The organism is Mammaliicoccus sp. RAM2, assembly GCF_045897195.1.
Classification (GTDB): Bacteria; Bacillota; Bacilli; order Staphylococcales; family Staphylococcaceae; genus Mammaliicoccus; species Mammaliicoccus sciuri.
Genome location: NZ_JBJNWI010000001.1, coordinates 370,534 through 396,153 on the forward strand (window position 1 = coordinate 370,534; position 25,620 = coordinate 396,153).

General features: G+C 30.3%; 29 protein-coding genes, 1 other RNA gene and 2 pseudogenes. 11 read left to right on the plus strand and 21 right to left on the minus strand.

What is annotated here, in order from left to right; all coding sequences use genetic code 11:
• Positions 1 to 64 precede the first annotated feature (64 nt).
• Together ACJTHF_RS01870 and ACJTHF_RS01875 are read left to right on the plus strand one after the other, a co-directional pair.
• Positions 65 to 685: a LysE family translocator gene (locus ACJTHF_RS01870; protein WP_058591591.1), complete on the plus strand. Its 621-nt coding sequence runs from the start codon at positions 65 to 67 to the stop codon at positions 683 to 685.
• A gap of 174 nt (positions 686 to 859) precedes the next feature.
• Entirely contained in the window at positions 860 to 2,104 is a 1,245-nt protein-coding gene (locus ACJTHF_RS01875; RefSeq protein ID WP_078355551.1) for an MFS transporter, read from the plus strand.
• A gap of 109 nt (positions 2,105 to 2,213) precedes the next feature.
• Here the strand turns inward: ACJTHF_RS01875 and ACJTHF_RS01880 are convergent, their stop codons facing one another.
• Positions 2,214 to 2,819 (minus strand): hypothetical protein, encoded by a 606-nt coding sequence (locus ACJTHF_RS01880; RefSeq protein WP_078355550.1) that lies wholly within the window; start codon positions 2,817 to 2,819, stop codon positions 2,214 to 2,216.
• A 150-nt stretch (positions 2,820 to 2,969) separates the two neighbouring features.
• Between ACJTHF_RS01880 and ACJTHF_RS01885 the strand changes: the two genes are divergently transcribed.
• Entirely contained in the window at positions 2,970 to 3,377 is a 408-nt protein-coding gene (locus tag ACJTHF_RS01885) for a hypothetical protein (protein ID WP_232156564.1), read from the plus strand.
• Between the two features lie 63 nt (positions 3,378 to 3,440).
• On the opposite strand, the gene ACJTHF_RS01890 is transcribed toward ACJTHF_RS01885, so the two are convergent.
• From ACJTHF_RS01890 to ACJTHF_RS01900, 3 genes are all read right to left on the minus strand, one after another.
• On the minus strand, positions 3,441 to 4,007 hold the full coding sequence (locus ACJTHF_RS01890; RefSeq protein ID WP_232156565.1) for a hypothetical protein: 567 nt from the start codon (positions 4,005 to 4,007) through the stop codon (positions 3,441 to 3,443).
• A 378-nt stretch (positions 4,008 to 4,385) separates the two neighbouring features.
• On the minus strand, positions 4,386 to 5,024 hold the full coding sequence (locus ACJTHF_RS01895; protein WP_078355547.1) for a DUF4352 domain-containing protein: 639 nt from the start codon (positions 5,022 to 5,024) through the stop codon (positions 4,386 to 4,388).
• A 273-nt stretch (positions 5,025 to 5,297) separates the two neighbouring features.
• On the minus strand, positions 5,298 to 5,576 hold the full coding sequence (locus tag ACJTHF_RS01900; protein WP_078355546.1) for a hypothetical protein: 279 nt from the start codon (positions 5,574 to 5,576) through the stop codon (positions 5,298 to 5,300).
• Between the two features lie 199 nt (positions 5,577 to 5,775).
• Here ACJTHF_RS01900 and ACJTHF_RS01905 point away from each other — a divergent pair, with 199 nt between their 5' ends.
• On the plus strand, positions 5,776 to 6,564 hold the full coding sequence (locus tag ACJTHF_RS01905; RefSeq protein WP_407812515.1) for a nucleotidyltransferase domain-containing protein: 789 nt from the start codon (positions 5,776 to 5,778) through the stop codon (positions 6,562 to 6,564).
• A gap of 113 nt (positions 6,565 to 6,677) precedes the next feature.
• Here the strand turns inward: ACJTHF_RS01905 and ACJTHF_RS01910 are convergent, their stop codons facing one another.
• Positions 6,678 to 7,559, minus strand: coding sequence for an Ltp family lipoprotein (locus ACJTHF_RS01910; protein WP_232156569.1), 882 nt, complete (start codon positions 7,557 to 7,559; stop codon positions 6,678 to 6,680).
• Between the two features lie 312 nt (positions 7,560 to 7,871).
• On the opposite strand from ACJTHF_RS01910, the gene ACJTHF_RS01915 reads away from it, so the two are divergent.
• The 4 genes from ACJTHF_RS01915 (at position 7,872) to ACJTHF_RS01930 (ending at position 11,130) form a co-directional block, all read left to right on the plus strand.
• Positions 7,872 to 8,306, plus strand: a complete 435-nt coding sequence (locus ACJTHF_RS01915; RefSeq protein WP_142254866.1) for a MarR family winged helix-turn-helix transcriptional regulator — start codon at positions 7,872 to 7,874, stop codon at positions 8,304 to 8,306.
• 4 nt (positions 8,307 to 8,310) lie between these two features.
• Entirely contained in the window at positions 8,311 to 9,336 is a 1,026-nt protein-coding gene (locus ACJTHF_RS01920) for a threonine aldolase family protein (RefSeq protein WP_232156571.1), read from the plus strand.
• Between the two features lie 94 nt (positions 9,337 to 9,430).
• Complete coding sequence (locus ACJTHF_RS01925; protein ID WP_048539890.1) at positions 9,431 to 9,928, plus strand: GNAT family N-acetyltransferase; 498 nt, start codon at positions 9,431 to 9,433, stop codon at positions 9,926 to 9,928.
• A 317-nt stretch (positions 9,929 to 10,245) separates the two neighbouring features.
• The gene (locus ACJTHF_RS01930) at positions 10,246 to 11,130 is read left to right on the plus strand and encodes a sulfite exporter TauE/SafE family protein (protein ID WP_058591596.1); all 885 of its coding nucleotides are present in this window, start codon (positions 10,246 to 10,248) and stop codon (positions 11,128 to 11,130) included.
• A 544-nt stretch (positions 11,131 to 11,674) separates the two neighbouring features.
• Here ACJTHF_RS01930 and ACJTHF_RS01935 read toward each other — a convergent pair.
• Together ACJTHF_RS01935 and ACJTHF_RS01940 are read right to left on the minus strand one after the other, a co-directional pair.
• Complete coding sequence (locus ACJTHF_RS01935) at positions 11,675 to 12,019, minus strand: hypothetical protein (RefSeq protein WP_232156573.1); 345 nt, start codon at positions 12,017 to 12,019, stop codon at positions 11,675 to 11,677.
• A 279-nt stretch (positions 12,020 to 12,298) separates the two neighbouring features.
• Positions 12,299 to 12,529 carry a hypothetical protein gene (locus ACJTHF_RS01940; protein WP_048539894.1) on the minus strand — a complete coding sequence of 77 codons (231 nt, stop codon included), beginning with the start codon at positions 12,527 to 12,529 and terminating at the stop codon, positions 12,299 to 12,301.
• A 187-nt stretch (positions 12,530 to 12,716) separates the two neighbouring features.
• On the opposite strand from ACJTHF_RS01940, the gene ACJTHF_RS01945 reads away from it, so the two are divergent.
• On the plus strand, positions 12,717 to 12,851 hold the full coding sequence (locus tag ACJTHF_RS01945; protein WP_255200998.1) for a hypothetical protein: 135 nt from the start codon (positions 12,717 to 12,719) through the stop codon (positions 12,849 to 12,851).
• Positions 12,852 to 13,055: 204 nt separating this feature from the next.
• Here ACJTHF_RS01945 and ACJTHF_RS01950 read toward each other — a convergent pair whose 3' ends face one another.
• Together ACJTHF_RS01950 and ACJTHF_RS01955 are read right to left on the minus strand one after the other, a co-directional pair.
• Positions 13,056 to 13,913, minus strand: coding sequence for a PhzF family phenazine biosynthesis protein (locus ACJTHF_RS01950; protein ID WP_084755110.1), 858 nt, complete (start codon positions 13,911 to 13,913; stop codon positions 13,056 to 13,058).
• Between the two features lie 179 nt (positions 13,914 to 14,092).
• Positions 14,093 to 14,245 carry an Rv0909 family putative TA system antitoxin gene (locus tag ACJTHF_RS01955; RefSeq protein ID WP_075577747.1) on the minus strand — a complete coding sequence of 51 codons (153 nt, stop codon included), beginning with the start codon at positions 14,243 to 14,245 and terminating at the stop codon, positions 14,093 to 14,095.
• An 812-nt stretch (positions 14,246 to 15,057) separates the two neighbouring features.
• On the opposite strand from ACJTHF_RS01955, the gene ACJTHF_RS01960 reads away from it, so the two are divergent.
• Positions 15,058 to 15,399, plus strand: a complete 342-nt coding sequence (locus ACJTHF_RS01960) for a YolD-like family protein (protein ID WP_058615334.1) — start codon at positions 15,058 to 15,060, stop codon at positions 15,397 to 15,399.
• On the opposite strand, the gene ACJTHF_RS01965 is transcribed toward ACJTHF_RS01960, so the two are convergent.
• The 5 genes and pseudogenes from ACJTHF_RS01965 to ACJTHF_RS01985 all read right to left on the minus strand — a co-directional run.
• Positions 15,400 to 15,540 (minus strand): hypothetical protein, encoded by a 141-nt coding sequence (locus ACJTHF_RS01965; protein WP_167401695.1) that lies wholly within the window; start codon positions 15,538 to 15,540, stop codon positions 15,400 to 15,402.
• A gap of 221 nt (positions 15,541 to 15,761) precedes the next feature.
• The gene (locus ACJTHF_RS01970) at positions 15,762 to 15,938 is read right to left on the minus strand and encodes a hypothetical protein (RefSeq protein WP_153653758.1); all 177 of its coding nucleotides are present in this window, start codon (positions 15,936 to 15,938) and stop codon (positions 15,762 to 15,764) included.
• Positions 15,939 to 16,070: 132 nt separating this feature from the next.
• Positions 16,071 to 16,295: a hypothetical protein gene (locus ACJTHF_RS01975; RefSeq protein ID WP_058591600.1), complete on the minus strand. Its 225-nt coding sequence runs from the start codon at positions 16,293 to 16,295 to the stop codon at positions 16,071 to 16,073.
• A 317-nt stretch (positions 16,296 to 16,612) separates the two neighbouring features.
• A complete protein-coding gene (locus ACJTHF_RS01980) occupies positions 16,613 to 16,945 on the minus strand; it encodes an SH3 domain-containing protein (RefSeq protein WP_308858441.1) in 333 nt (110 codons plus the stop codon).
• Positions 16,928 to 17,314, minus strand: a pseudogene (locus tag ACJTHF_RS01985) (CHAP domain-containing protein); the annotation flags it as partial. The gene ACJTHF_RS01980 and the pseudogene ACJTHF_RS01985, both read right to left, overlap by 18 nt.
• Before the next feature lie 507 nt (positions 17,315 to 17,821).
• On the opposite strand from ACJTHF_RS01985, the pseudogene ACJTHF_RS01990 reads away from it, so the two are divergent.
• Positions 17,822 to 17,945 (plus strand): annotated as a pseudogene (locus ACJTHF_RS01990) (site-specific integrase); the annotation flags it as partial.
• Positions 17,946 to 17,993: 48 nt separating this feature from the next.
• Here the strand turns inward: ACJTHF_RS01990 and ssrA are convergent.
• The 7 genes from ssrA to eno all read right to left on the minus strand — a co-directional run bounded on the left by ssrA (position 17,994) and on the right by eno (position 25,614).
• Positions 17,994 to 18,350: a transfer-messenger RNA gene (gene ssrA, locus ACJTHF_RS01995) on the minus strand.
• Between the two features lie 79 nt (positions 18,351 to 18,429).
• Positions 18,430 to 18,891 carry an SsrA-binding protein SmpB gene (smpB, locus tag ACJTHF_RS02000; RefSeq protein ID WP_025906370.1) on the minus strand — a complete coding sequence of 154 codons (462 nt, stop codon included), beginning with the start codon at positions 18,889 to 18,891 and terminating at the stop codon, positions 18,430 to 18,432.
• Positions 18,892 to 18,907: 16 nt separating this feature from the next.
• The gene (rnr, locus tag ACJTHF_RS02005) at positions 18,908 to 21,256 is read right to left on the minus strand and encodes a ribonuclease R (RefSeq protein ID WP_058591601.1); all 2,349 of its coding nucleotides are present in this window, start codon (positions 21,254 to 21,256) and stop codon (positions 18,908 to 18,910) included.
• Positions 21,257 to 21,289: 33 nt separating this feature from the next.
• On the minus strand, positions 21,290 to 22,030 hold the full coding sequence (locus ACJTHF_RS02010; RefSeq protein ID WP_058591602.1) for an alpha/beta hydrolase: 741 nt from the start codon (positions 22,028 to 22,030) through the stop codon (positions 21,290 to 21,292).
• 89 nt (positions 22,031 to 22,119) lie between these two features.
• Entirely contained in the window at positions 22,120 to 22,353 is a 234-nt protein-coding gene (gene secG / locus ACJTHF_RS02015; RefSeq protein WP_025906376.1) for a preprotein translocase subunit SecG, read from the minus strand.
• Positions 22,354 to 22,422: 69 nt separating this feature from the next.
• Complete coding sequence (aroA, locus tag ACJTHF_RS02020) at positions 22,423 to 23,766, minus strand: 3-phosphoshikimate 1-carboxyvinyltransferase (protein WP_078355527.1); 1,344 nt, start codon at positions 23,764 to 23,766, stop codon at positions 22,423 to 22,425.
• Between the two features lie 543 nt (positions 23,767 to 24,309).
• On the minus strand, positions 24,310 to 25,614 hold the full coding sequence (eno, locus tag ACJTHF_RS02025; protein ID WP_025904549.1) for a surface-displayed alpha-enolase: 1,305 nt from the start codon (positions 25,612 to 25,614) through the stop codon (positions 24,310 to 24,312).
• Between the last annotated feature and the right edge of the window lie 6 nt (positions 25,615 to 25,620).

The window sequence follows — 25,620 nt, forward strand, 5'->3', positions numbered from 1 at the left end:
AGTTATTTTAATATTTCTTTGTTATATTATTTAAAACAAATCATCAATAAGAGGTGTTGCATATATGGATAATTGGTTAAGTTTCGTAGTTATTGCATTAATGATCATTATTATTCCAGGACCAGATTTCTTCATTGTATTGAATAATACTTTAAAAGGAAATGCTAAAAATGGCATTATGGCAGGTTTAGGTATATCAAGTGCACATGTTTTTTATTCAGCTTTAGCAGCATTTGGATTAATTTTTATATTAACAACATCATATTATGTATTTAGTGCTATCAAAATATTAGGTTCTATTTATATTGCTTATTTAGGCGTTAAGACCATTTTAAATGCTAAAAAGACTTTTAACATTACAACTGAACCTACAATACAGTCGAATATTAGTCTGACATCATCATATAAACAAGGATTTTTAAGTACAATTTTTAATCCAAAGGCAATACTATTTTATGTGAGTATATTACCTCAATTTATTACAAAACAAGACGGATCAATGACAATAATTATTTTATCCTCTTTATTTATCATCACAGTTTTTGTGTGGTTCTTTATCTGTAGCTTTCTATTTAACTACATAAGACAATTATTTAATAACCACAAATTTAAATCCATCCTCGATTATGCAATAGGCACCGTCTTAATCGGCTTAGCCATTAGTATATTTAGATTGGAGAAATAATAAACTCTATACCTAGACAAGAATTCTGCTATGAACAGTTTTCTTGTCTTTTTTTGATTGATTACCTCTAATACCTAATACTTTATAATTAATCTATATCTTAATTGTTAACATTGATATATAATTTTTAAAAAAGTATATATTTCATTAACTTTTTAATAAGGGAGGAAAGCAATGAATAAACACAATAAATATATAGAAATTTTAAGCACTAATTTAGACGAACGTCAAAAGTATTATAAAAAAATACTCTTTATTGTTAGCTTATCACAAATATTTGGAGGTGCTGGATTAGCTGCTGGTTTAACAGTAGGTGCTTTAATAGCTAAGGATATAATAGGTACAGATGCATACACAGGAATCCCCACTGCTTTATTTACGTTTGGTTCAGCTGGCGCTGCATATTTAGTAGGGTTATTATCTCAAAAATATGGGAGAAGAATAGGATTATCCTTTGGCTTTACTTTAGGTGGACTTGGCGCAATCGGCGTTATTATTTCAGCAATAACTGAAAATATTTGGTTACTATTTATATCATTACTCATTTATGGATCAGGTTCTGCAAGTAACCTTCAAGCTAGATATGCTGGAACAGATTTAGCTCACCCTAAACAAAGAGGTAAAGCCATTAGTACGACAATGGTTATGACTACTTTTGGTGCTGTATTAGGACCTAACTTAGCAGAAACGACCGGTAATTTTGCAAAACTTATCAATTTACCACCATTATCCGGTCCATTTATACTTGCAGCAGCTGCCTATATTATTGCTGGTACAATTCTATTTATAATGTTAAGACCTGATCCATATTTAGTGTCAAAATATATACGAAATAATAAGAAGAATGATCTTACTTCACCATTAAATAATAATCAGAAAGGTATTATCATTGGCGCATTTGTAATGATTTTAACGCAAATGATTATGATTGCAATAATGACAATGACACCTATTCATATGCAACACAATGGACATTCGTTATCATCAATAGGGATGGTTATCGGTATTCACATTGGTTCAATGTACTTACCTTCACTTATAACTGGAACATTAGTAGATAAAATTGGTTTGACAAAAATGAGTATAGCATCAGCTATTACATTATTAGCGTCAGGAATACTAGCTGCATTAGCACCTGAACACTCTATTATCGCTCTTTCAATAGCCCTTTCATTATTAGGAATCGGATGGAATTTCGGACTTATTAGTGGGACAACCCAAATAGTAAATTCCACAACACCGAATAACAGAGCAAAAATACAAGGTAAAATTGATATATTCATCGCACTTTCCGGAGCAACAGGTGGTGCAATATCAGGTATGATAGTAGCAAATAGTAGCTATGCATTCCTTTCTATATGGGGTGGCATACTTTCATTAATATTAATTCCAATTGTCATACTTCAAAAGCAAAAGTAGTTTTTTAATATAAGTAAAGTCCTGGCTAATAAAATAGCTAGGACTTTTGTTAAATATAAACATTCATTTTATTCTTCAATTACTCTAGTATCTATAGTTAGGAAAATACTTATAATAATATATTATTTTCCTTTTCATAATCTTCAATTTTCTGGCGACTCTCGTCTTCTTTATCTAAAGTAATATGTAATTCAAATGTTTTATTCGTATATTCATCTATGGAAAGATAAGTCTTTACATCGACCCCTGCAAAAACTTTTCTAAACGCATCAATAATCTCCTGATCTGCATCTGTTACAGGTACATTCAGTATCTCAGAATAAGGGTAATAAGGTTCGCTATTGAAATAATCATTTACTAAATCATGTAATACTCTATTACAATAGCTTGGTTGGTTACTTTGGAATTCAATAAAATGTTCTTTTGGGTCAAATAATAAATCATATATTTTTTTGCCTTTTAATATGTGATACAACTCATATAAACAATGATTAGTATTGTTTTTTATTTTCTTTACCCGTTCTTCTGACTGCTCTTTATTAACACCGAAAAAACTAGTATGCTCTACATCATTTCGAATCATATGAAAATATGGCTGAAATTCTTTTCTAAAATCTCCATATAAGCCAGATCCAAAGTTCACTTCATATTCATACAAGTCATAAAACATACAATACCAATCTATATAAAATTCAACATATTCTTTATTTGTCAAAAGTAGCACCCCCAATAGGTTATCTCATTAAGAGCTATTAATTTATTTCAAACTCATAAGATTATTATATAATAGGAAGAGTAGTTATACATATTTTTACAAATTTTATAAGCGGTTAAACTTTTTCAGAAAGGAGTATTAAATATTGTTATGAGCTCTATAACATTAAAGGATATTGATTTTAAAGTAAATAATATACTATTATCACTTGAACACATTAAGTCTATAACTATCGATGATATAAAATATAACTTTTTCAAGATGATAATAAATTATGAAAATACTAGTATTGAAAAAGAAATCCTTTTATTCGAGGATGATATTCAAAACTTAAAACTTAGTAATTTCACCAATAATTCTCCAGACTATTTCTTTAATGAACCAGATTTTTGGTTTACAATTATTCAATTAAATAAGAAAGAATTAGGTATATATATAAATTTTGATTCTGGATTAAATCACATGAATATGGCTACTGAATCCGGATTTTCAGTACGTATGAATGTTACTAAGAAATCCTTTAATATCTTTATAAATAAATTAAAGTCATTTATTTAACAAAAAGTCCTAACTATTCAGCTAGGACTTTTGTTAATCAGATATTTTATAAAAATTTATTTTTTAATTAGTTGGTCGACCAAATTCACTTCTTTGAGCATCTACTAAAATTTGAGTTGCTTCTTCTTGTCTTCTCATACTTTCTTCTTCAGAAATTACGCCATTATCTCTATCTTCCATTGCTTGCATTTCCATTTCATATTTTTGTTTTCCAGCTTCTTCAATAGCAGGTGTTCTACATGGTTCTGGTATTTCAGGATAGGCATTAGCACAAAAATCATTCAATTCATTAGCTTGACTATACTGATTCTGTGAAACTTGCTCTTGTTCAACTGGCTGTTCAACACTTTGTTGTTCTTTAAGTGGTTGTTCTGTAGTATTTACTTCTTCTGTGACCTGTTGTTCATTAGTTATATTTTCTTCAGTAGACTCTTCTTCTGTTTTAGGTTCTGATTCCTTAGTTGTTTCTTTGTCTTTTGAATCATTCTTTTCTTTATCTTCTTTTTTAGTTTCTTTCTTGTCTTTTTTCGCTTCTTTTGGTGCAGGATCTAATATTGATTCTTCTTTTTTCTCTCCACAAGCTCCTAAAATTAGTAATGATGTTAAAAATAAAACAATTAGCTTTTTCATATTTCTCCCCCTTATATAAGTAAAATGTTATTAACTTGATTATAATCTAATTACAATTGATTAGTATATACTTTTTATATTTATTTTTCTACATCTTTCACTTATCAATTGAAACAGACAACATAAATGAAATATAATAATATTTATATAGAAAAAAGGTGACACACATATTGTGCATCACCCAAGTGAGTACGTTAAAAAGACAGTGGCTGATTTAATTATTGCTAAAGTAACCATCAAACTCGACCAAAGTTAGTGATGTTTTTCTGGTTTTCTTTAATCATGACTAAAGCAATGACAGTAAAGACTATCATTAAAATCTCATAGTCCGACATGTTATTCCTTTCTATGAGTAACAACTATAACCATAAGCTTCTACTATTGTTCAATATCAGAAGATTCTACTGTATATTTATTAGATGTGTTATTCACCGTAGAAATACTCGAACTATTTATTTCCCATTTTGCTTGAGTCGGCTCTATGTTTGGCATAAAGTTCATTTCCAAAGTATATTTATCATTATCAGGTACATCATATACGATATATCCAGAACCTGTATTGTCTTTATTTAGTTGATGTGAGAAACCAACTGCCCTATCACTATTACCAAACCATTCTTGATAGTTTTCTCCATTAACTTTCATGCTAAAACCATCATTTTGAATTAGTACTTGTGCATCATTATTATTCTTAAATTTGAAATAAACTTTCAAAGCTTTACCATTATTCGGTGGAAAATCTAGATCATCAGTAGGCTTTACAAATTCAGCTTTAACCAATGTTATTTCTACTCCATCATTCTTAACCGTATCACCTAATTCATAAATCTTGTTCGAAATTTCTTTACGAGCTATATGCACTTCCTCTTTTTCATTAATCTCTTCATCTATAGCAAAGAAAAAAAGAATTAAAATCACACCAACAATTGTAATTACAATCATAATTCCACCTAAACAACCTAAAAGTGCGTAAAGCCAACAATTTCCACTTTCAATTCTTTGATTTCCCTTATCCATTCCACATTGCTCCTTTACCCTATATACAATCTACAATACCTATTTTTTACAATTTTAATAGCACTAAATTGTATTTTCAACATTTACTATTCACTATTATTAAAAAGATTAAAATTCATTTATAGTCAGTGAATCCCTATTATTTTTCATAAAAAACAACCAATATCATATGATGATATTAGTTGTTTAGAAACGACTTTTCTATTACTGTTATTAGAATTTTAAAATTGCTCAAACAGAATAATGTATATTATAAATTTAAGTTTTATATTACTATTTTTTATTAGGTTTAAAATGTAGTTCACATGATTTGCAATATAGAGAATAACCAAACTTAATATTTATGTAGAAAAAGAAAGCTGGTATTAAAAGAGAAAACATTATAGAAAATGTAGTACTAAAAGGACTACTTTTAAAACTACCAGATACTATTGATCCAAAAATAACCATCAAGACAAATACAATACTAACCCCTACTAAACAACCTAAACAACTACTAGATTGTTCAATAACTGCACCTGAATTACATCTTGGACAACGACGCCATCCCATGCTTATCACTCCTTAGTTATATATCATAATTCTCTTACTATATAATAATGATACACTAAAATAATAAAATTCTATATATCTTACATTACTTTTATTAAATTCTTTTATAATTTGTTTTATCAAAGTAATCTTATAGCTTGCTTTACCATTCTAATGTAAAATTACTTTTAAAGATCTTATTTTTAAATTTACTAGATGAATGGATGCGATTATGGTGGAAAAATACAAAATTATGATAGACCATTATATAAATAAAAAAGATGAAATACTTGCAGCATTTTATGGAGGCAGTCTTGCAAGGAATGATTCTGATATCTATTCAGATATAGATTTAAGGATTGTTATAAATGAGTATGCTAAGAGAGAAAAATTCATATGCGAGTTCATTGATTTATTTGAAAACATATTATTTATAGAAGAAAAAACAAGTAACTTTTCTGTTTTACATTTAGATGATTTATTAAAAATAGATGTGTTTATTTTCTATAAATATGAACTTACACCAAGTATTTGGATGAATAATATCTATATTTTAAAAGATGATAATGAATTTTTATCACAAATTAAAATTCAGGCAAATAAAACTGTGACTATTTCACCAGAAAGAATAGTTTATATAAGAAATAAATATTTAGCTTATCTAATTGAAACTTATAAAAGAGAAAAAAGAGAAGAGTTTCATTATGTTAATTACTCCATTAATATGATGGCTAATATTCTTTGTTATTTATGGTATTTAGATATTAGTGAAGAGCCTAATAGTCTAGGAGATTGGTCGAAATACCAAGGTTCAAGAACTAAATTAAATTCATATAGAGAAAATATACTAAATAATATACTTAGTAAAGATTTTTTTGATCAAAGAATCATACTTAATAATGAATTTATCAGAGTTCTAGAAATCATTGATGAAAAATATACAATTACTATATCTAATGAAAGTAAATACATAATTAATAAAGTAACTACTAAATTTTATAATATATAACTATAAAAATAGCCCATCTCTATTTGATGAGCTATTACTTTTATATTTTTATTTTTTTAGGTCCTAACTAATCAAATTAGCTAGGACTTTTTTATTAATCATACAAATTCAATTTATTCTTCTACACCATCTTCATCATATTTAGTGACAATGCCATCTTCATCTACTATATATGAACCTGCAAGTTCATCGTCTTTAGTATAAAATGCAAATCCCCAACTTCCGTCATCTCTCTTTTCAGGTTCTCTATACGTATAAGTATTAGTATCTAATGTACTTCCTTCATAGTCTTCTACTATGTCCATTACATTACTACGTGTGACAGTATCATATTCATCGTCAGTATCTTCATCATCTGAATCTTCATCTGATATATGATTTTCAATATTATCTATCGCATATTGTGCTTCTTCTTGTGTATATTGATCACCCGCATCAGAAGTTAATTGATCAAATAACTCTTTGTCAGACATAGGCATAAATTCTTGATAATTTTCAGCACTTTTTAATGCATTTTCTTTATAATTTGCATCTAAATTATCAATGGCATACTGAGCCGCATCTTCAGGGTATTGGTCACCCGCACTTGAAGTTAGTTGATCATATAAACCAGCTTTTGACATAGGCATAAATTCTTGATAATCTTGTGCGCTTTTTAATGCATTTTTAAATTCTCTACTCACATCATCATCATTATTATCATTACTTGATGAATCAGATTCATTATCATTGTTACTATCTGATAAATCATCATTTGTGTCATTATTATTTTCATCTACATCATCTGACTTTTTAGTAGTCGTATTCGTATTATTCCTATTACTTTCAAAATCTACATTACTGAACATCATTGAGCATGCCCCAAAAATTATTGCTAAAATAATAAAAATACCTAAGAAACCGCCACAACCCCATAACCATCTCTTTTTATTTTTCCCTTTATTTTTCTTGTAATTTTGGAATTCTTCCCATTCCCTTTTTTGCATTTCATCCATTCCGCTTTCCTCCATGTAATATATTTTTATATTGAAGAACTAAAAAGCAGTATTCTTTCCCATTACATATTTCTTAAATAGTTTCATATTCTCTATAATAATAACCTATTTTCTCAAAAATGAAAGCACTAAATTTAATTTTTAAAATTTAATATGATTACACAGTATAAATACATCAGTAATTAAATAACTTACAAGTTTTCTATTTATTTTAATCTTAAATTATTCAATGCTCATATAATAGTTGACAAAATCAACTATTAATTTTATGCTTATATAGTTGTATAATTCAACTATTAAGGAGTGGACGTTTTGGCTATCAAAGATATTAGACATTTTAATCGTTACTACACTAGAGTCCTAGGGATATTCGATAATAATGTATTTAAATTAAAATATTCATTAATTGAAATGAGAACTTTAGGTGAAATTGGAAGACACGATAAAGTTACTGCTCAATCCCTTTGTAAAATACTTAATATTGATAAAAGTTACTTAAGTAGAATTATTAATAAGCTTATAAAAGAAAACTTAGTTTATAGAGAACGTAGTGAACAGGATAATAGATATTTTTACCTTTCATTAACAAATGAAGGTGTGAAGTTAAATGAGTATGTTGAGAAAGCGTCAGATGATAAGATTCAAGAACTAATTAAGGACTTAGATGAAAACGAAATTAAAGAACTTCAAGATTCAATGAATAATATTGAAAATATTTTAAATAAACACATTAAATTGGAGGAATAATTAAATGATTTCTTTTGAAAATGATTATTTAGCTGGTGCGCATGAGAAGGTTTTACAAAGATTAATCGATACTAATTATGTACAAGGATCTGGTTATGGAAATGATCAATTTACTGCAGAAGCTAAAGATAAAATTAAAGAAGTTATAAAATCTCCAAATGCTTCTATATATTTCCTAGTAGGCGGTACTCAAACTAATCAAGTCGTTATCAATTCAGTACTTAAACCATATGAAGGGGTAATCGCCGCCGACACTGGACATATAAGTACTCACGAAGCTGGCGCAATAGAGCACAGTGGATATAAAGTATTAACACTTCCTTCAACTCTTGGCAAAATATCATCTCAACAAGTTAAAGACTATATTGAGACTTTTTATGAAGATGCCAATCATGAACATATGGTATACCCTGGAATGGTTTACATCTCATACCCTACCGAATATGGCACATTGTATAGTAAACAAGAACTCACAGAGTTATCCAACGTTTGTAGATCTTACGATATACCATTATATATAGACGGCGCTCGCTTAGGGTATGGATTAGCAAGTGAAGAAGCAGATTTAATGATAGAGGATATTGCTAACATTGCAGATATCTTTTATATTGGAGGAACTAAAATTGGTGCATTATGTGGTGAAGCTATTATATTCACAAATCAATACGAACCTAAACACTTTACGACATTAATCAAACAACATGGCGCATTGTTAGCTAAAAGTAGATTAATAGGCGTACAATTTACAGAACTATTTACTGACAATTTATACTTTAAAATCAGCAAACACGCGATAGATATGGCGTTAAAATTAAAACAAGCCTTTATTAACAAAGGGTATCAATTATACTTAGACTCACCTACGAATCAGCAATTTTTTGTAATGCACAATGACAAAATCAAACAACTGAGCCAACATGTTAAATTCTCACAATGGGAAAAATACGATCATAACCATAAAATAGTTCGCTTCGCTACAAGTTGGTCAACAACTGACAATGATATAGCTACATTAATAGATTACATTTAAATAAAGAGAATCAAAAAAATTAAATTCCCTATATATTTGCTAATGATTATAATCATTCGTTAAACTAGAAATAGAAAAATATAGGAGTGTTAATATGAAACTTAGAGCACTAGAAGTTAGTGATTTACCATTTGTCCATAAATTGAACAATGAATATTCAATCATGTCTTATTGGTTTGAAGAGCCTTATGAATCTTTAACAGAACTTCAATATTTATTTGATAAGCATTTGTTAGACGAATCTGAAAGACGTTTTATTGTAGAAGATGAGAATCAAGTTGTGGGAATAGTAGAATTAGTCGAAATTAATTATATTCATCGTAATTGTGAAATTCAAATAATTATTAAACCAGAGTTTAATGGTAAAGGATATGCTAAATTTGCTTTCGAAAAAGCAACGAGCTATGCATTTGATATATTAAACATGCATAAGATCTATTTATATGTTGATACAGATAATGAAAAAGCAGTTCATATATACGAATCTCAAGGTTTCAATATAGAAGGATTACTTAAAGAACAATTTTATACAAAAGGTAAATACAAAGATGCATATATCATGGCATTGTTAAAACATGAATATATTTCGTAGCAACATATGTTCCGTTATAGATAATCATAATGAACAATATGTATAGTAGAAAATTAAAATTTATAATTCTTTTTATCGAAATATTTGTGTTAAATATAATTGTTTGGCCAGACCCCTCTCAACCATTGCGGTTGAGAGGGGTTTTACTATAGTAAATTTAACTGTAAATACATCATACTTTAAATAGTTTATAAATATCTACATCTAACATATCTATATTTATTATTGACATAAATATAAATAAAAGATACTATTTATACTAATCCTTAGTAAACAGATAGGATTAATATAATTAATGATTAACTGGAGGCTATTACATGAATAAAATTATTATATTTGCTTTAGCTGGATTTTTAGCAGAATTAGTAGATGGTTCCCTTGGAATGGGATATGGCGCTTCATCTGCATCAGTGTTACTTACATTTGGAGTTGCCCCTGCTATAGCATCAGCAACAGTCCATTTTGCCGAAATCTTAACTACTGCCGCAGCTGGAACATCACATTTAAAATTTAAAAATGTCCACAAGCCATCAGTCTTGAAACTTGCTATCCCTGGTTCAATTGCTGCATTTATAGGTGCATTCTTTTTAAGTAATATTAATGGTGATTTCATCAAACCATTTATCTCAATTTTCTTATTATCTTTAGGTATTTATATCATTTACCAATTTCTATTTAAAAATAAACCAGATGAACCAAAAATTACTGGTGTAAAAAAGATATCTAATTTTGTTTTAGTACCACAAGCTGCAGTAGCTGGATTACTTGATTCAATTGGAGGTGGTGGCTGGGGACCAGTAAACACACCTATGTTATTATCAAGTAAAAAAATAGAACCAAGGTACGTTGTTGGTACAGTTTCAGCAAGTGAATTTTTTGTTACCGTAGCCTCTTCGATAGGATTTTTAATATTTTTAGATTGGTCATCAATCAATTGGATTTTAGTATTATCCTTAAGCTTAGGTGGCGTAGTAGCTGCTCCTATATCTGCTTGGTTAGTAAAATCACTTCCAGTTAGTGTCCTTGCAATAGGTGTTGGAGGTCTTATAATATTTACAAATGTAAGTTCATTGGCAAGCTTATATATTAATAATGCACATATTATTTGGTCTATTAAAATAGTGATTATTCTATCTTGGTTATCATTAGTATTGGTAACTTTTTACAAAAGTAAATTTAAAAAATTAAACACAAGTACATAATAATAAGACAAAAACCCTCTCAACCATTGCGGTTGAGAGGGTTTTACTGAGGCATAAAGGGTTATAGGCTATATATTGGAGACGACGTCCTTTTATAGAATATGTAAATGGTAGTAAAACGTTGTAAGTACAACGTTTATAAGAGTTTAACTTTGTAAAGAATATCACTAATCATAACTCAATTGACACATATTTGACACTTGAGAGAATAAATTTACTTCAAAAAATCAGAATATTTGTTCGTATAATAAAATTACTAAAAACTATAATTTATATTCTGATCCATTCTTTTTCATAAAAAAATATAATACTTATTATGGTCTGAAAACTACATTTCTAGCGCCCATTTTCTTCTTATGAGCCCTATCATTATAAAAAGTATATTTAGTCATAACAGTTGGTCTATATTTAGAACTATTTGCATCTCTATAAGGAACAGCTTTATAATAAACTGTTCTCGCTGTACTTTGATAAAAGAAATTCGCGATATTAATTACCCATGCATAAGTTGCAGGTACTTTTGTAATTGCTGCTATAGTAATGGCTAATGCACCGATAGTAAGTTTTTTAGCTTTATTACTACCACTCCATGCTTTTCCTGATTGTACGATTTTGCTTTCATTTTAGCCATCAATACAATATCTTTTTGAGAATTAGCTGTCGCGGTATTATTTTTATATATTTTTGTCTCAACTGAGTAATCTCCAGTAAATTCTTCTTTAACATAGTATGTTGTTCCATCATTAATATTTTGTGAAGAGATTATATTACCCTGAATATAAGTTTTTTCTTCAATAGGTGTTACCTGAGCTTTTGCACTATGTAATCCCGTACTTAAGGTACTTAACAAAACAGAAGTTGCTACGATACTTAGACATAACTTTTTCATTACTATCTTCTCCTTTGGCTAAATTTATCAATATAAATTAGAATAAAAATAAAAACAAAGTAAAATATCCCGAAAATTACTGTATTTATATTACCTTGAACAAAAGAAACTAAAACTATTATCATTAAAATAAGAATTATAATTTTAATAACATTTTTTATAAAACTACTCATCTTAAAACACCTCCTGAAGTCCTTCTATATTAATCATACATTTTATGTTAATTTTTAAAAATACATAAAAAAAGCCCACCAATTATGGTGGGCTAATCTTTCTAACTTACTCAAATTCCAATGGATCAGGAATATTTATTTCAACTTTTTTATTCGCTGTATCAATAATAATCTCAGTATCATAATTTGTACTAGTAATTGAAATACTATCACCAATTACTTTAAACGATATAGATATTTCACCATCTTGATTAAGAATAAGTGCTTTATTATCACTAGTAAAAAAATCATAATTTCCTTTATAGTTTACTTGAATTTCAAAACCTTTAAAATTCATATGTATTCTCCTTTAAAATTTTATCACATCAACTTTTTACATTATATACCAATTATGCACAAAATGTATATAGCTACAATGAATATTTTAAAATTATAAATAGTTTTTATTATTGAGATATTTTAAAAACTATATTAATCTAATTGATATAGTGTATAATTAACTAACACACTAAGGAGAATATATTATGAAAATTAGTAAGCCACTTAAAGAAACTGGTTGGTCTGAAGATGAGATTAGCAAAAGATTAGATTCGATTATTGAAGAAGAGATAGTAGATGTAAAAGAAATTGAAGATATAGATGAGATATTAGAAGATTAAAAAAGAGGATGCTGCCTGTAGCAGTCTGCCTCTTATATAGTTAAACCTCTTCCACCTAATTAAATATATCATAAAACCCCATCACATAAAGTGAAAGGGCAAGTATTGGAAGTTGTATTAAGAAATACTAGCACTAAAAAGTGCTTATATATAGTAATACTACACTTTTATAAAATAAGCAAATATAATCCTATTCATTAAATTTTAATTCTCTATTCTAATTTTTCCATCAATTACGATTTTTGAAATTCCACCAAGTTTCAATCCATCTTCTTGCTTAATATAAACTCTGCCATTTCGGTTTATACATTCTCCTTGTGAATTGGAGTACTCTTTATTTACTATCAAACCATATAGTTCATTCACTGCTGCAACACACCCATTACCACTTCCACATACAGGATCTTCATTTACGCCTTCGTTAGGTGCAAATGATCGAACTTCAAAAGTTGTATCTTTATCATCTTCGTTTTCACCAAAAATCGTTACACCAGTCGTTCCTTCGTATATGTAATTTTTCATTTGCTCAAAATTAGGTTCAATTCTTTTAACAATACTAGAATTTTTTATATGTAGAGTTAGCCATTCAGCTCCTATGTTAACTTTTTTAGAGTGAATTACATCTTCACCATTTATACCTAAGCTATCTATTATTCCATCTAGTTGCTTTAGTTCTATATCACTAATTTTTGGTTTAGGTAAGCTAAAATATGTTTTTTCTTCCGTATAATCTATCTTTACTAAACCAACTCCACATTCTTGTACAAGATAACCTTTGTTTTTAGATATTAAACCATTTTGTAATACTGCATAAGAAGATCCAATGGTTGGATGACCAGCAAAAGACAATTCATTGTTAGGAGTAAAAATCCTTAATTTGTAATCTGCTTGTTCATCTTCAGGCTTACAAACAAAAGTAGTTTCAGATAAATTAGTCCAACTAGCTATATCTTTCATTTGTTCATCTGTTAAGTCATCAGCATCAAAAATCACTGCAACAGGATTTCCCTTAAATGGTCCATTCGCGAATACATCAACTTGCTTAAAACCTAATTGTTTCATATACAAACCTCCAAAAATATTTTAAAGCTAACATAACACAATTTTCATATCACTGTACACTATTGAGATGCATATAAAATAACCTACCTAGTTTTTCTGCTAGATAGGATTTAAAGTTCTATATAAATGTTAAGTAGAGCTAATTTACCATATACAAATTTACATCGCAAAATTTTGTATTATTTCTTTAATTTATCCATGCCTTTGTCTATATACTTCGAATAGTCTTTTCCACTTTTCTTTTTATACATATCGTTTGCTTTGTGTAATCCTTTTTCAAGTTGACCGTTTTTAACTAATTTATCGAATGTATTTTTAATTTTATTTTTCACTGTTATCTCCTCATGTTTTCTATAAAATTATATTAGCTTAAAATATACCCCATTATACATAAGAATAAACAATTGTGATTAGTATCACAAAACATAATATATATCACTCAAAATTCTAACATTTATAGAAATTTTTCCTTTCTATCATTATTCCTCCTTATAAGAAAACCTCACGTAGTGGGAGGTTGGTTGGTTAATTCACTAATTCTTCTTAAGTCATTAAACCAGTATTAACCCATGATTGATACCTTTCTGCTAGTTGGTCTTTGTCTGCTTTTCCATTTTGAATTCCTTTAGAACTTTCATATGAAGCTTGAGTTGAACCTTCTATTCTTCACTAAAATTTCCATTGTACCCTAGTACACGAAAAGAAATAGTAAAATATTTATAATTGTTACACTCTAAAATCTAATGTGATCTTGGGTGTATTTTTATATGTTGGGGCGTAACTAGGAAGTGAAAAATAAAAAGCCCATAACCACAAGGGTTATAGGCTATATAATGTAGACGGCATCCTTTTTTAGTGTATGTAAATGGTAGTAAAATGTTGTAAGTTTAACGTTTATAAGAATTTAACTTTGTATAGAAATATCACTAATCATAACTAAATTAATATGCGTTTGACACTTGAGCGAATAAATCAACTTTACAAAAAAAGAATCTTTGTTCGAATAATAAAATTACTAATTATACGTAAGATGTTTAAATTAAAAATCATTACTCATAGTATGCCAGAGCCTTATAAGTATGAAACGGATTATCGTAAGATACCTAAAAAGTATTTGAATAGTAATATCCCAGAATGACTTAAGATGATTAAGTGGGTGTCATTCGCGACGATGTCACAACAATATAAAACGATTAACGGTTTTATCGAAGACCAAAACAAAGTAGATAAGCCTGTGTTCGATAAATTAGCTTTACGTGATTTGAACGATGTGTTCGCACAAAAATTATTTTATGATGCACCAGCTACAATTAAGTATTGTGAAGATGGGTATTATAAAACGATTGAATGTGAGATTAATAAGTTAGAGGTGTCAGAGAATGGTAAGAAAGTGTTATTGAGTACAGATATATCACAAGGTGTTACAAAGGGTAATTTCGCTTGCAACTTGAATTTCAAATATAATATAAGTTTAATGATAAATTAATCATTCATTATCTTTCTTAATCGCAAAAACAAGTAAAACTAAAATAGAAACCCACATAAATGGAAAGAATACTGATACAACAAAAAATCCACCTATAATACTTGACCAAACAGAATCAATTTTATATTTACCTAATTTCATAAGCACACCAACCTTGCATTTTTTAAAATAACACCCCACTTATTTGTGAGGTGCAAAGGATTTTTAAATATGAGTTTAAATCTAAAACGGAGATAATAGATTCAAACTATAATTATTGTATCATTAAAATTATTTATTGAAATTAAAAACCTACTTATTTATATAAGCAGGCTCGCAGTCATATGTGTTTAATATGTCTAAAGTTAGTTTAGCATACTCAATCACACTTTTCTTTTAAAATCAGGACTTTGTATAATAGTGCTTTTTAATTTAGTAATGCAATCTTCTAATATCGCTATTTCTACATCATTATTGAAGTCTCCATTTAATTTTTGATTTAATAATGTAGAAACATACAATAAATCATCACTTAAATCTTGATAGTTAATTTCTTTCATAAAATTGGTCCCTTCAACTATACTTGTATACATTATAGATACAAGTTATAAATACCCACTTCTTCACCTAATAAACAAAAATAATTAGTTAATTTCAGAATGATTCATAATTTAATAACAGAATGACTTATATTAATCTAAAGTTCTCCATCCTATTATTTTATCCACCATCAGAAGTGCTGTTGTATGACTACCATTATCATAATTTTGTTCATCACTGTTTACAAATCTCCCAAATACTAATACAGCTTTCTCCTTAGAATTTTTTATGTTTTTTACTTTATCATATAATTCAGTTAAGTCCTCATTAGCTAAAAAATAATTATTTCCCTTTAAAGCAATCAAAACTTGGCTCATAACACCACTCCCAATTAAAAGATATAATAAGTAGATACCCTATTAACTTTTTTTATAACTTTAATTTCGGAAAATTTCTTTTATGAAATAATTTATTACTTTCATATAGATAAACCTAGCTAGTTTACGACCAGATAGGGTTTTATACTATTTCATTTGTAACCAAAAGGTTGCTATGAATACTATAACAAAAAATAACCCCACTCTGCGTAAAAGAAGTGGAGTTTGTGTGTATGAACTACCTAGTGGTTAAACTAAATAGAGTAAATCTATAATACTACTTTTTACTTGTAGTCTTCAAGTTAAACCATAATAAATTATTTTATTGTACCCCATAACGAACCAACTCCGTGATTTGGTGGATTTACTCCATTCCATGTACGTATTGGGATATAAGTACGTTTGCCTTTACTATCTGTATAACCTACCCAAACATGTCCATCTTGTAAACATACTTCATCATATTTTACTGATTGACCTGAAGTAATACTTCCAGCCTGTGGCATACTTCTAAAAGGACCATCATACCTCTTAATAATTAAAGTGTTAGATGTAAATGTTGCTGACTCTGATTTAAACCAAGTACCATATTGGTTTTGTTGCCAACCACTTGTCGAATTATTATTAAACATCGGTCTTATAAACCACATTTCTGTATCATAGTTATGATTGACTCTTTGGGCTACTTCGGTTTTGTTTAATCCTCCACCATACCAATTTTGATCTAAGCTTTGGAACTTCAACAAATTACCATCAATATTACCATTCGTCACAATTGAAGTATGACCTGCTCCTTGACCATAATTACTATTAAAAACTGCTAAGTCACCTGGCTGTGCAATAAAACTTGGTGTATTTTTATATACAGTTGCCTCACCATTAAAATTATTTTCAAATGGTATGTCCTTTGCATAAGCGCCTTTTAAACCATGACCATATAAATAGTTCCAATAATAGTTTACTAAATCAAAACATTGCCATCCATAGTATCCATCAAAATCCCAACCTTTACCCTCTAAAGAATTTATGTAACCTATAGCTTGGTTTTTAGTTTTTGATGTTCCACTCGCATATGTATCTACATAAAATCTAGTACTTAAATTACTATTATCATTATTTTGCACAGGAATTTCTGCTGCATTTACTTCAAATAACGTTGAAGACGATAATAAAATAACAAATATAAAACTGAATATTTTAGTTTTCACTTAATTTTGCTCCTTTAAATAAAATTAAGAGAAGCAAAAAATGCTTCTCTTATAAAATTATATCACACCTATTTCTGGCTTGTAGTCTTCAAGTTAAACCATAATTTTGTTTCTTTTTCTAACCTCTCATCTTTGTGTGTACTAGATCCTAATGTACAATAAAGAAAACCAGCCTTAGTATTGGTTGGGTATTCAAACTCTGCCCACCAGTAGCCATCTTTTTAGTTACTGAGAAGAAGTTGATATATTGACCTGCTAATATATTATTTGATGATGGTAATGCTGTTGCGTTTAAACCTGGTTTCTTTTTAGCTGCGGCCTGTTGAATATATTAGTAAGGGATTGGGACATGAAACAATTTCACAAATACTTGATACTTTCTCACATTTACTTGATGAATATAAAAAAACAGGGTCAAAAAGTAAGAGAATTATTCTCTTGACACCTTTTTGACACCTGTTAGGTCAAACCCCGTCATATATGGGGTGAAATATGGAGACGGCGGGAGTTGAACCCGCGTCCAGAGATCCTGATACAAATGTTTCTACGTGTGTAGTCTAGTCGTTAAGGTTTCGCGTTGTCTCAGGGGACTGACACCCGAAGACAATGCTAGCTTGATTAATCTCTTCTCGTCAGACTTCAAACGGCAGTGACGAGCGTATCCTACTTAAGTTGAATCACGTTAACGGCACATAGGCGATGCGGTTAGGTGATGCAGAGTGCTATTACGCAGCTACTGCTAAATTATCTTGTTTGCCAGTTATTATAACTGTTGTGTTGATGACGAAGACAACCCTCCGACACGCTTCATAAGCTCGGGGACCCCTGTCGAATCCGTAACGTCCCCTCAATAAGAAATATACTTCCTTTTAACAGAAGTATATTTAATCTTAACAATTTTTGATTGATTTTTCAATACAAATTACTTAATATCGTTGTTTCATTGCTCTTTCAACGTCACGCTTTGCTTCTTTTGCTTTTAATGCATGTCGCTTATCATAGTCACGTTTACCTTTAGCTACTCCTAAAAGAACTTTGCAGTAACCGTTTTTAATGTAGAGTTTAAGTGGGATTAATGCATACCCTTTTTCTCTTGTAATACCAAAGAGTTTATCGATTTCTTTTCTTTTTAAAAGTAATTTACGGTTTCTCAATGGATCATGATTAAATCGGTTACCTTCTTCATATGGCGCGATATGCATGTTATATACATACATTTCTCCATTAAATACACGCGCATATGAATCTTTTAAGTTTGCACTACCTCGGCGAATGGATTTGATTTCAGTACCTTGAAGTACAATACCCGCTTCAACCGTATCTTCTATTGTGTAATCATGGCTTGCTTTACGATTTTGTGCTAATGGTTTACTTTGAACTTTTGGCACATCCATCACCTACTTTCTATTTTTTCTTTCGTCTTGCTTTGTTTTTCACAGCTTTTGCTTTGTAATAAGGCTTTTTATCTTTCTTACCTTGTTTACCTTGATTGCCGCCTTGTTTACCATTAGCTCTACCTTTTTTATGCTTATTAGGTTTATCTTGTTCTTTAGCTGTACCACGTTTTTTAGCTTTGATTGTTTTTTCTCTTGCTAAACGTTCTCTATTCTTTTCAGCTATTGGCATACCAACAATTTGAAAATCAATCATACGCTCATCAACGTTAACATTAATTACTTTAACTTCGACTTTGTCACCAATTCTAAATACTTTAGCTTGGCGCTCACCTATAATTGCCATATTACGCTCATCAAAGTTGTAGTAGTCATCTGTTAAGTTAGAGATATGAACCATACCTTCAATTGTGTTCTCTAGCTCTACAAACATACCAAAGTTCGCTACTGAACTGATAATACCTGTAAACACTTCTCCAACGTGTTGAATCATATACTCTGACTTCTTCAAGTCATCTGTATCTCGTTCAGCGTCAATTGCTCTACGCTCACGTTTAGAAGTATGGTCAGCGATATCTGGCAACATTTCTTCCCAATGTCTAATTTGTTTACTGTTCATAGATTTTTCAATTAAATATTTACGAATTAATCTATGCACGATCAAGTCAGGATATCTTCTGATTGGCGATGTGAAATGTGTATAGTAATCTGCTGACAAACCAAAGTGACCTAAATTATCTTCGCTATATCTAGCTTGTTGCATACTTCTTAACATTAAAGTAGAAATAACCATTTCTTCTTTCTGTCCAGCAACCTCTTCTACAATTTTCTGTAATGTTGCAGGGTGTATGTCTTCACTTGAACCTTTAACAGCAAGTCCAAAGTTTGAAATAAATTCAAAGAATTGGTTTAATCTTTCTGCTTTTGGATTCTCATGGACACGATAGATAAATGGCACTTCGAGTTTACTAAAGTGTTCAGCAATTGTTTCGTTAGCAGATAACATAAAGCTTTCGATTAATCGCTCTGCATCATTTCTTTCTCTCACTTTAATGTCTGTAGGTATACCATCTTCATCTACCAATACTTGTGCTTCTTTAATATCAAAATCAATTTCCCCACGTCTTTTACGTTTAGCGATTAATTGTTTTGATAGTTGTTGTGCTAAATCAAGCATTGGTGTAATTTCTGAATACTTTTCACGAATTTCTTGATCGTCATTTTCAATAATGGCATTTACATCTGAATATGTCATTCTATAATCTGAGTGAATAACACTTTCAAAGATATCATGTCTAATGACTTCACCTTGTTGGTCTATTTCCATTCTACAACTCAATGTTAATCTATCTTCATGAGGGTTTAATGAACAAATACCATTACTTAATCTATGCGGAATCATAGGAATTACTCTATCGACAAGATATACACTTGTTGCTCTGTCATATGCTTCTTTGTCTAACTCACTATTTTCTGTTACATAGTAGCTGACATCAGCAATGCTAACTGTAAGTTCTGTTAAACCATTGTCTAAAGCTTTTACAGAGACAGCGTCATCTAAATCTTTCGCATCTGCACCATCTATCGTGATTGTAAGTTCGTCTCTTAAATCTCTTCTACCTTTAATTTCGTCTGGACTAATTTGATCTGGTACATTTTCAGCTTCTTGAATAACATTATCAGGAAATTCAATATTAATACCATGTTGATATATGATAGATAAAATATCGACACCTGGATCATTCTTATGACCTAGAATCGCTTTAACATGACCTTCTGGATTATGTGTACCATCAGCATATTCTGTAATTTCTACTAGTACTTTGTGACCTTCAATTGCACCAAGATTTTTACCTTTAGGAATAAAGATATCTTGTGTAATACGTTTGTCATCTGGTAATACGAAACCGAAATGTTTCGCTTCTGTATAAGTACCAACGACTTGCGTAATATTACGTGTCGTAATTGCTTTAACTCTACCTTCAATCTTACCTTTATGATCTCCACGAGATGGCACAACTTCTACTAATACTTCATCGCCATCCATCGCTTTATTAATCTGATTAGGTGGGATAAAGATGTCTTCTATTGTGTCATCTTCAGGTCTTAAAAAGGCAAATCCTTTTTTGTGCTGACTCAAAGTACCTTTTACAAGGTCTGATTTGTTACTTTTCTTCTTATATCTATCCGTTTTTGTTCTTTCTAGTTGACCCGTCTGTTCTAAATCAACTAGAACTTTAATTAATTCTTTAAATGAATCAGCATTACTAAGTCCCATTACATCTTGAAATTCACTTACTGTCATAGGACTGTATTCTTTATCATTGATGATTTCTTCAACTTCTTCTCTTAGATTCATAGTGGGCCTCCTTTCTCTTTTATATTATGTGTGTTACTCGGACCAATCTAATGATTCTAAGAATTGATATACGTCTTCAAATACTTGTTCTTTTTCTTGTCCGATTGTTATAACATGACCAGATTCTTCATACCATTTAATATTTTTGTCATCAGAAGATGATTCATTATAAATAATATTAGCTGAATCAGGGTTAATCATTTCATCTAGTTTACCTTGTACAACAAACAATGGATCAAATACTTCGTCTACTTGATTTCTCACACCTTGAATTGTTTCTTGTAAATCTTTCAAAGTATTCGTAGGATGAAAATGTTTCATTTCTTCTTCAATTTGTTCAGGTGTTTTGCCTTCATACTTTTTAAATTCTCTAGCATAATCTAATACACCTTCAAACATCGTGCCTTCAGTTTTTATATACATAGGTGAGCACATAGTTACAATACCTTTTACATCTCTGTTTAAACTTAATTTCAAACTAAAGACGCCACCTAATGATAATCCAGCTACTGCTATTTCAGTATATCCTTTTTCTTCTAAAAAATCATATGCATCTAAACAGTCTTTAAACCATACATATGGACTTGATTCCAATATCTCTTCTGGTGGTCTACCATGACCTTCATAATGCGGAGCATATGATGTATACCCTTTTTTCTGTAAGTAACGTCCTAATTGTCTAACATCTGATGAATTACCTGTAAATCCATGTAAAAGTAATACTGCTCTTTTTCCTTCTTCAAAAAAGAAAGGTTTAGGTAATTGAATTCTCATGAATGACCATCCTTTAACATAATCTAGTTCTATTGTATCGTTTTTTTACTTGTATATAAATAAAAAAGTCCGACAATACAGTCGGACCACTACATTTTGAAGTAAGTAATTGCTAACATTAATAAGAAAAATAAAATTGCTAAAATAATTGTAACTCTGTGTAAAATTAAATCTATTCCACGTTGTTTTTGTTTTCCAAATAATTGTTCTGCTCCGCCACTAATTGCACCAGATAAACCAGTACTCTTACCTTCTTGAAGTAATACGACGGTAATCAATGCAATACAAACGATGATTAATAAGACAATTAAAAATGTATGCATGGACTCGGTCCTCCTGTCTATTATAACAGTAGCATTATAGCATATTTACAATATGCACTCAAGTTTTCATTAATGATACTCAACCAATATACCTAACGATGCTAACATTTCAAAATATGTTGGACAAGTCTTTGATACGCATGAAGGGTCTAATAATTTAATCCCATCTACTTTAGTCCCCATTAAACTTAAAGACATTGCAACACGGTGATCATCATAAGTATCTAATGTTGTTGGCTTAACATCACCCGGTGTGATAGTCCACCCATCTTGATGTTCAGTAACTTCAATACCTAATTTTGTTAAACTTTCTGTTAATGCAGTTACACGATTACATTCATGATGACGTATATGTTCTACACCTGTAATTGTAATTGGACCATCAGCAAATACAGCTAAACTACCAATTGTTAAAGCTTGGTCTGAGCAAGCATTCATATCAATTGTTAAGTTCCCTTTTAATTGTTCAGGACCAGAAATCACAACATAATCAGTACCTTTTTCAACAGTTGCACCCATTTTTTCAAGAATATCGACAACTTCTAAATCAGGTTGATGACTTTCCATATTTAAATGATTAATTTTAATCTTAGACTTATTAAGTGCTGCTAATGCCATGAAATAGCATGCTGTTGATAAGTCAGCTTCTAATGGTAGAGTAGCCGCTTCATACTCACCTTGTTCTACTTTCATATGTGTATAATCATCTGATACATCTACATGTATGCCAAATTGTTTCATCATTTCAATTGTAATATCCACATAGGCGCTTTGAACAATCTTAGTCGTAAGTTCAATTTCAGTTGGTTTGTTAAATAAAGGTGCCGCCATTAATAAACCACTTATAAATTGACTTGATTGATTACCAGCAATTGAAACTTTTCCGCCCGTTTCTGGTGCACCTTTGATTGTCACAGGTAACTGACCTTCCTTTTCAAGATACGTTAGTTTAACACCTAATTGTTTTAACGCATCGTGTAAAGTCTTATGAGGTCTACCAGCAAGTTGTTCAGTTGAAGTAATTGTGATTTCACTTTTCTCTTGAGTACCTAAAATACCTGGTAAGAATCGAGCCGTTGTACCAGCAGAACCAATAAATACTTGTTGTTTCTCAGGTAACTCTGAACGATTAATACCTGTAATATGAAGTTCATCACCTACAGCTTCAACAGTAGCACCTAGTTTTTTAATTGTTTCCATACACCAGTATGTGTCATCACTCTTTAAGTATCCAGATAATTTAGAAGTACCCTTACTAAAACCAGCCAAAATAAAAGCACGATTCGTCACACTCTTACTACCTGGAATCATCACTTCTTTATTGAATGCTTTTTTAATAGGATGAAGAGTTAATTGATCCACACCATCTAAACTAGACCAAGGTGATTTTGCACTTTTTAAATTAATCGTCATTATGATCCTCCTATAAAATTCATTGCCTCTATTATAGAACATTTTCAAATAGAATGAAATGATAAAATATTATTGATTTAAAGCGTTAAAGAATTTATTGGGTGATGTGGGAGATGGGAGGTATATAGTGTGTGGATTAAATTGTGTAGAGTAGGATCTCTTGGCTTTATTAAAAAGTTAAGCCATGACTTAGGCCATCTCTTGGCTTTATTCGATAGTTAAGCTACGATTTGGATGATTTTTAAGTAATCAAAAGTGCTCATTCCTATATAATCATTTTAAATTTTGAAATGATGTGTGTTTACTACTTCTTTAACTCACATCTTAACCAATCTTGTGGGTTTACTCCATTTTTAACTCACATCTCCCGATACTCTGATACTCCCCCAACTGCTCCGACCGCTCCAACCTTCCTCTATCCATTTTCTCTATCAAACTCTAACCTGCCTTACCTACCAAAATTTCTATTACAACTATAAAAAGCCCAAAAGATGTGATGACATCTTTTGGGCTTTATGTGAACCATTTTATTTATATGCTCAATTATTTTGATAAGTTATAGAAAGCTTTGATTCCTTCGAATTTACCTGTTTCGAATAATTCGTCTTCGATACGTAATAATTGGTTGTATTTAGCAATACGGTCAGTTCTTGATAATGAACCTGTTTTGATTTGGCCAGCATTAGTTGCAACTGCGATATCAGAGATTGTAGTATCTTCTGTTTCACCTGAACGGTGTGATACAACTGCAGTGTAACCAGCTTTTTGAGCCATTTCGATTGCTTCGAATGTTTCTGTTAAAGTACCAATTTGGTTAACTTTAATTAAGATTGAGTTACCGATACCTTTTTCGATACCTTCAGATAATTTTTCAGTGTTTGTTACGAATAAATCATCACCTACTAATTGTACGCGGTCGCCGATACGGTCAGTAAGAAGTTTCCAGCCGTCCCAGTCATTTTCATCCATACCATCTTCGATAGTGATGATTGGGTATTTGTTTACTAATTCTTCAAGGAAGTCTACTTGTTCTTCAGAAGAACGTTTAGCACCATTTTCACCTTCGAATTTAGCATAGTCGTATACGCCATTTTCGTAGAATTCTGATGCTGCACAGTCGAATCCTAAGAATACATCTTTACCTGGTTCTAAACCAACTGCTTTGATTGCTTCTAAAATTGTTTCAACACCGTCTTCAGTACCTTCAAATTTAGGAGCGAAACCACCTTCGTCACCTACTGCAGTTACTAAACCACGAGATTTTAAGATTTTAGCTAAGTTATGGAAGATTTCTGCTCCCCAACGTAAAGCTTCTTTGAATGATTCAGCACCTACTGGTAAAATCATGAACTCTTGGAATGCGATTGGTGCATCTGAGTGAGAACCACCGTTAACAATGTTCATCATTGGTACTGGTAATTGAACACCGTTGAATCCACCAAGATATTTGTATAATGGTTGACCTAAGAAGTCAGCTGCAGCACGAGCTACTGCGATAGAAACACCTAAGATAGCATTAGCACCTAATTTAGCTTTGTTTGGTGTACCGTCTAAAGCGATCATTAATTTGTCGATAGAAACTTGTTCTAATACTGAAAATTCACCTTCAATGATTTCAGGTGCAATGATTTCGTTAACGTTTTCTACAGCTTTAAGAACACCTTTACCTAAGTAACGATCTTTGTCTCCGTCACGTAATTCTACTGCTTCATATTCACCTGTTGAAGCACCTGATGGTACTAAAGCTCTACCAAAAGCACCGCTTTCAGTTAATACTTCTACTTCTACTGTTGGATTACCACGAGAGTCTAATACTTCGCGTGCATAAATATCTGTAATAATTGGCATAATTAA

Bases quoted from the DNA above. Each gene is read 5' to 3' on its own strand.
- ACJTHF_RS01970 (WP_153653758.1), bottom strand. From the start codon at position 15,938: ATGAAAGAAATTAACTATCAAGATTTAAGTGATGATTTATTGTATGTT.
- ACJTHF_RS01885 (WP_232156564.1), top strand. From the start codon at position 2,970: ATGAGCTCTATAACATTAAAGGATATTGATTTTAAAGTAAATAATATA.
- ACJTHF_RS01870 (WP_058591591.1), top strand. From the start codon at position 65: ATGGATAATTGGTTAAGTTTCGTAGTTATTGCATTAATGATCATTATT.
- ACJTHF_RS01960 (WP_058615334.1), top strand. From the start codon at position 15,058: ATGATTAAGTGGGTGTCATTCGCGACGATGTCACAACAATATAAAACG.
- ACJTHF_RS01930 (WP_058591596.1), top strand. From the start codon at position 10,246: ATGAATAAAATTATTATATTTGCTTTAGCTGGATTTTTAGCAGAATTA.
- ACJTHF_RS01980 (WP_308858441.1), bottom strand. From the start codon at position 16,945: ATGTGGTTTATAAGACCGATGTTTAATAATAATTCGACAAGTGGTTGG.
- ACJTHF_RS01920 (WP_232156571.1), top strand. From the start codon at position 8,311: ATGATTTCTTTTGAAAATGATTATTTAGCTGGTGCGCATGAGAAGGTT.
- ACJTHF_RS01890 (WP_232156565.1), bottom strand. From the start codon at position 4,007: ATGAAAAAGCTAATTGTTTTATTTTTAACATCATTACTAATTTTAGGA.
- ACJTHF_RS01950 (WP_084755110.1), bottom strand. From the start codon at position 13,913: ATGAAACAATTAGGTTTTAAGCAAGTTGATGTATTCGCGAATGGACCA.
- ACJTHF_RS01975 (WP_058591600.1), bottom strand. From the start codon at position 16,295: ATGAGCCAAGTTTTGATTGCTTTAAAGGGAAATAATTATTTTTTAGCT.
- secG (WP_025906376.1), bottom strand. From the start codon at position 22,353: ATGCATACATTTTTAATTGTCTTATTAATCATCGTTTGTATTGCATTG.
- ACJTHF_RS01905 (WP_407812515.1), top strand. From the start codon at position 5,776: ATGGATGCGATTATGGTGGAAAAATACAAAATTATGATAGACCATTAT.
- ACJTHF_RS01895 (WP_078355547.1), bottom strand. From the start codon at position 5,024: ATGGATAAGGGAAATCAAAGAATTGAAAGTGGAAATTGTTGGCTTTAC.
- ACJTHF_RS01935 (WP_232156573.1), bottom strand. From the start codon at position 12,019: ATGAAAAAGTTATGTCTAAGTATCGTAGCAACTTCTGTTTTGTTAAGT.
- rnr (WP_058591601.1), bottom strand. From the start codon at position 21,256: ATGAATCTAAGAGAAGAAGTTGAAGAAATCATCAATGATAAAGAATAC.
- eno (WP_025904549.1), bottom strand. From the start codon at position 25,614: ATGCCAATTATTACAGATATTTATGCACGCGAAGTATTAGACTCTCGT.
- ACJTHF_RS01945 (WP_255200998.1), top strand. From the start codon at position 12,717: ATGAAAATTAGTAAGCCACTTAAAGAAACTGGTTGGTCTGAAGATGAG.
- ACJTHF_RS01925 (WP_048539890.1), top strand. From the start codon at position 9,431: ATGAAACTTAGAGCACTAGAAGTTAGTGATTTACCATTTGTCCATAAA.
- ACJTHF_RS01940 (WP_048539894.1), bottom strand. From the start codon at position 12,529: ATGAATTTTAAAGGTTTTGAAATTCAAGTAAACTATAAAGGAAATTAT.
- ACJTHF_RS02010 (WP_058591602.1), bottom strand. From the start codon at position 22,030: ATGAGAATTCAATTACCTAAACCTTTCTTTTTTGAAGAAGGAAAAAGA.
- ACJTHF_RS01965 (WP_167401695.1), bottom strand. From the start codon at position 15,540: ATGAAATTAGGTAAATATAAAATTGATTCTGTTTGGTCAAGTATTATA.
- ACJTHF_RS01910 (WP_232156569.1), bottom strand. From the start codon at position 7,559: ATGGATGAAATGCAAAAAAGGGAATGGGAAGAATTCCAAAATTACAAG.
- ACJTHF_RS01900 (WP_078355546.1), bottom strand. From the start codon at position 5,576: ATGGGATGGCGTCGTTGTCCAAGATGTAATTCAGGTGCAGTTATTGAA.
- ACJTHF_RS01875 (WP_078355551.1), top strand. From the start codon at position 860: ATGAATAAACACAATAAATATATAGAAATTTTAAGCACTAATTTAGAC.
- aroA (WP_078355527.1), bottom strand. From the start codon at position 23,766: ATGACGATTAATTTAAAAAGTGCAAAATCACCTTGGTCTAGTTTAGAT.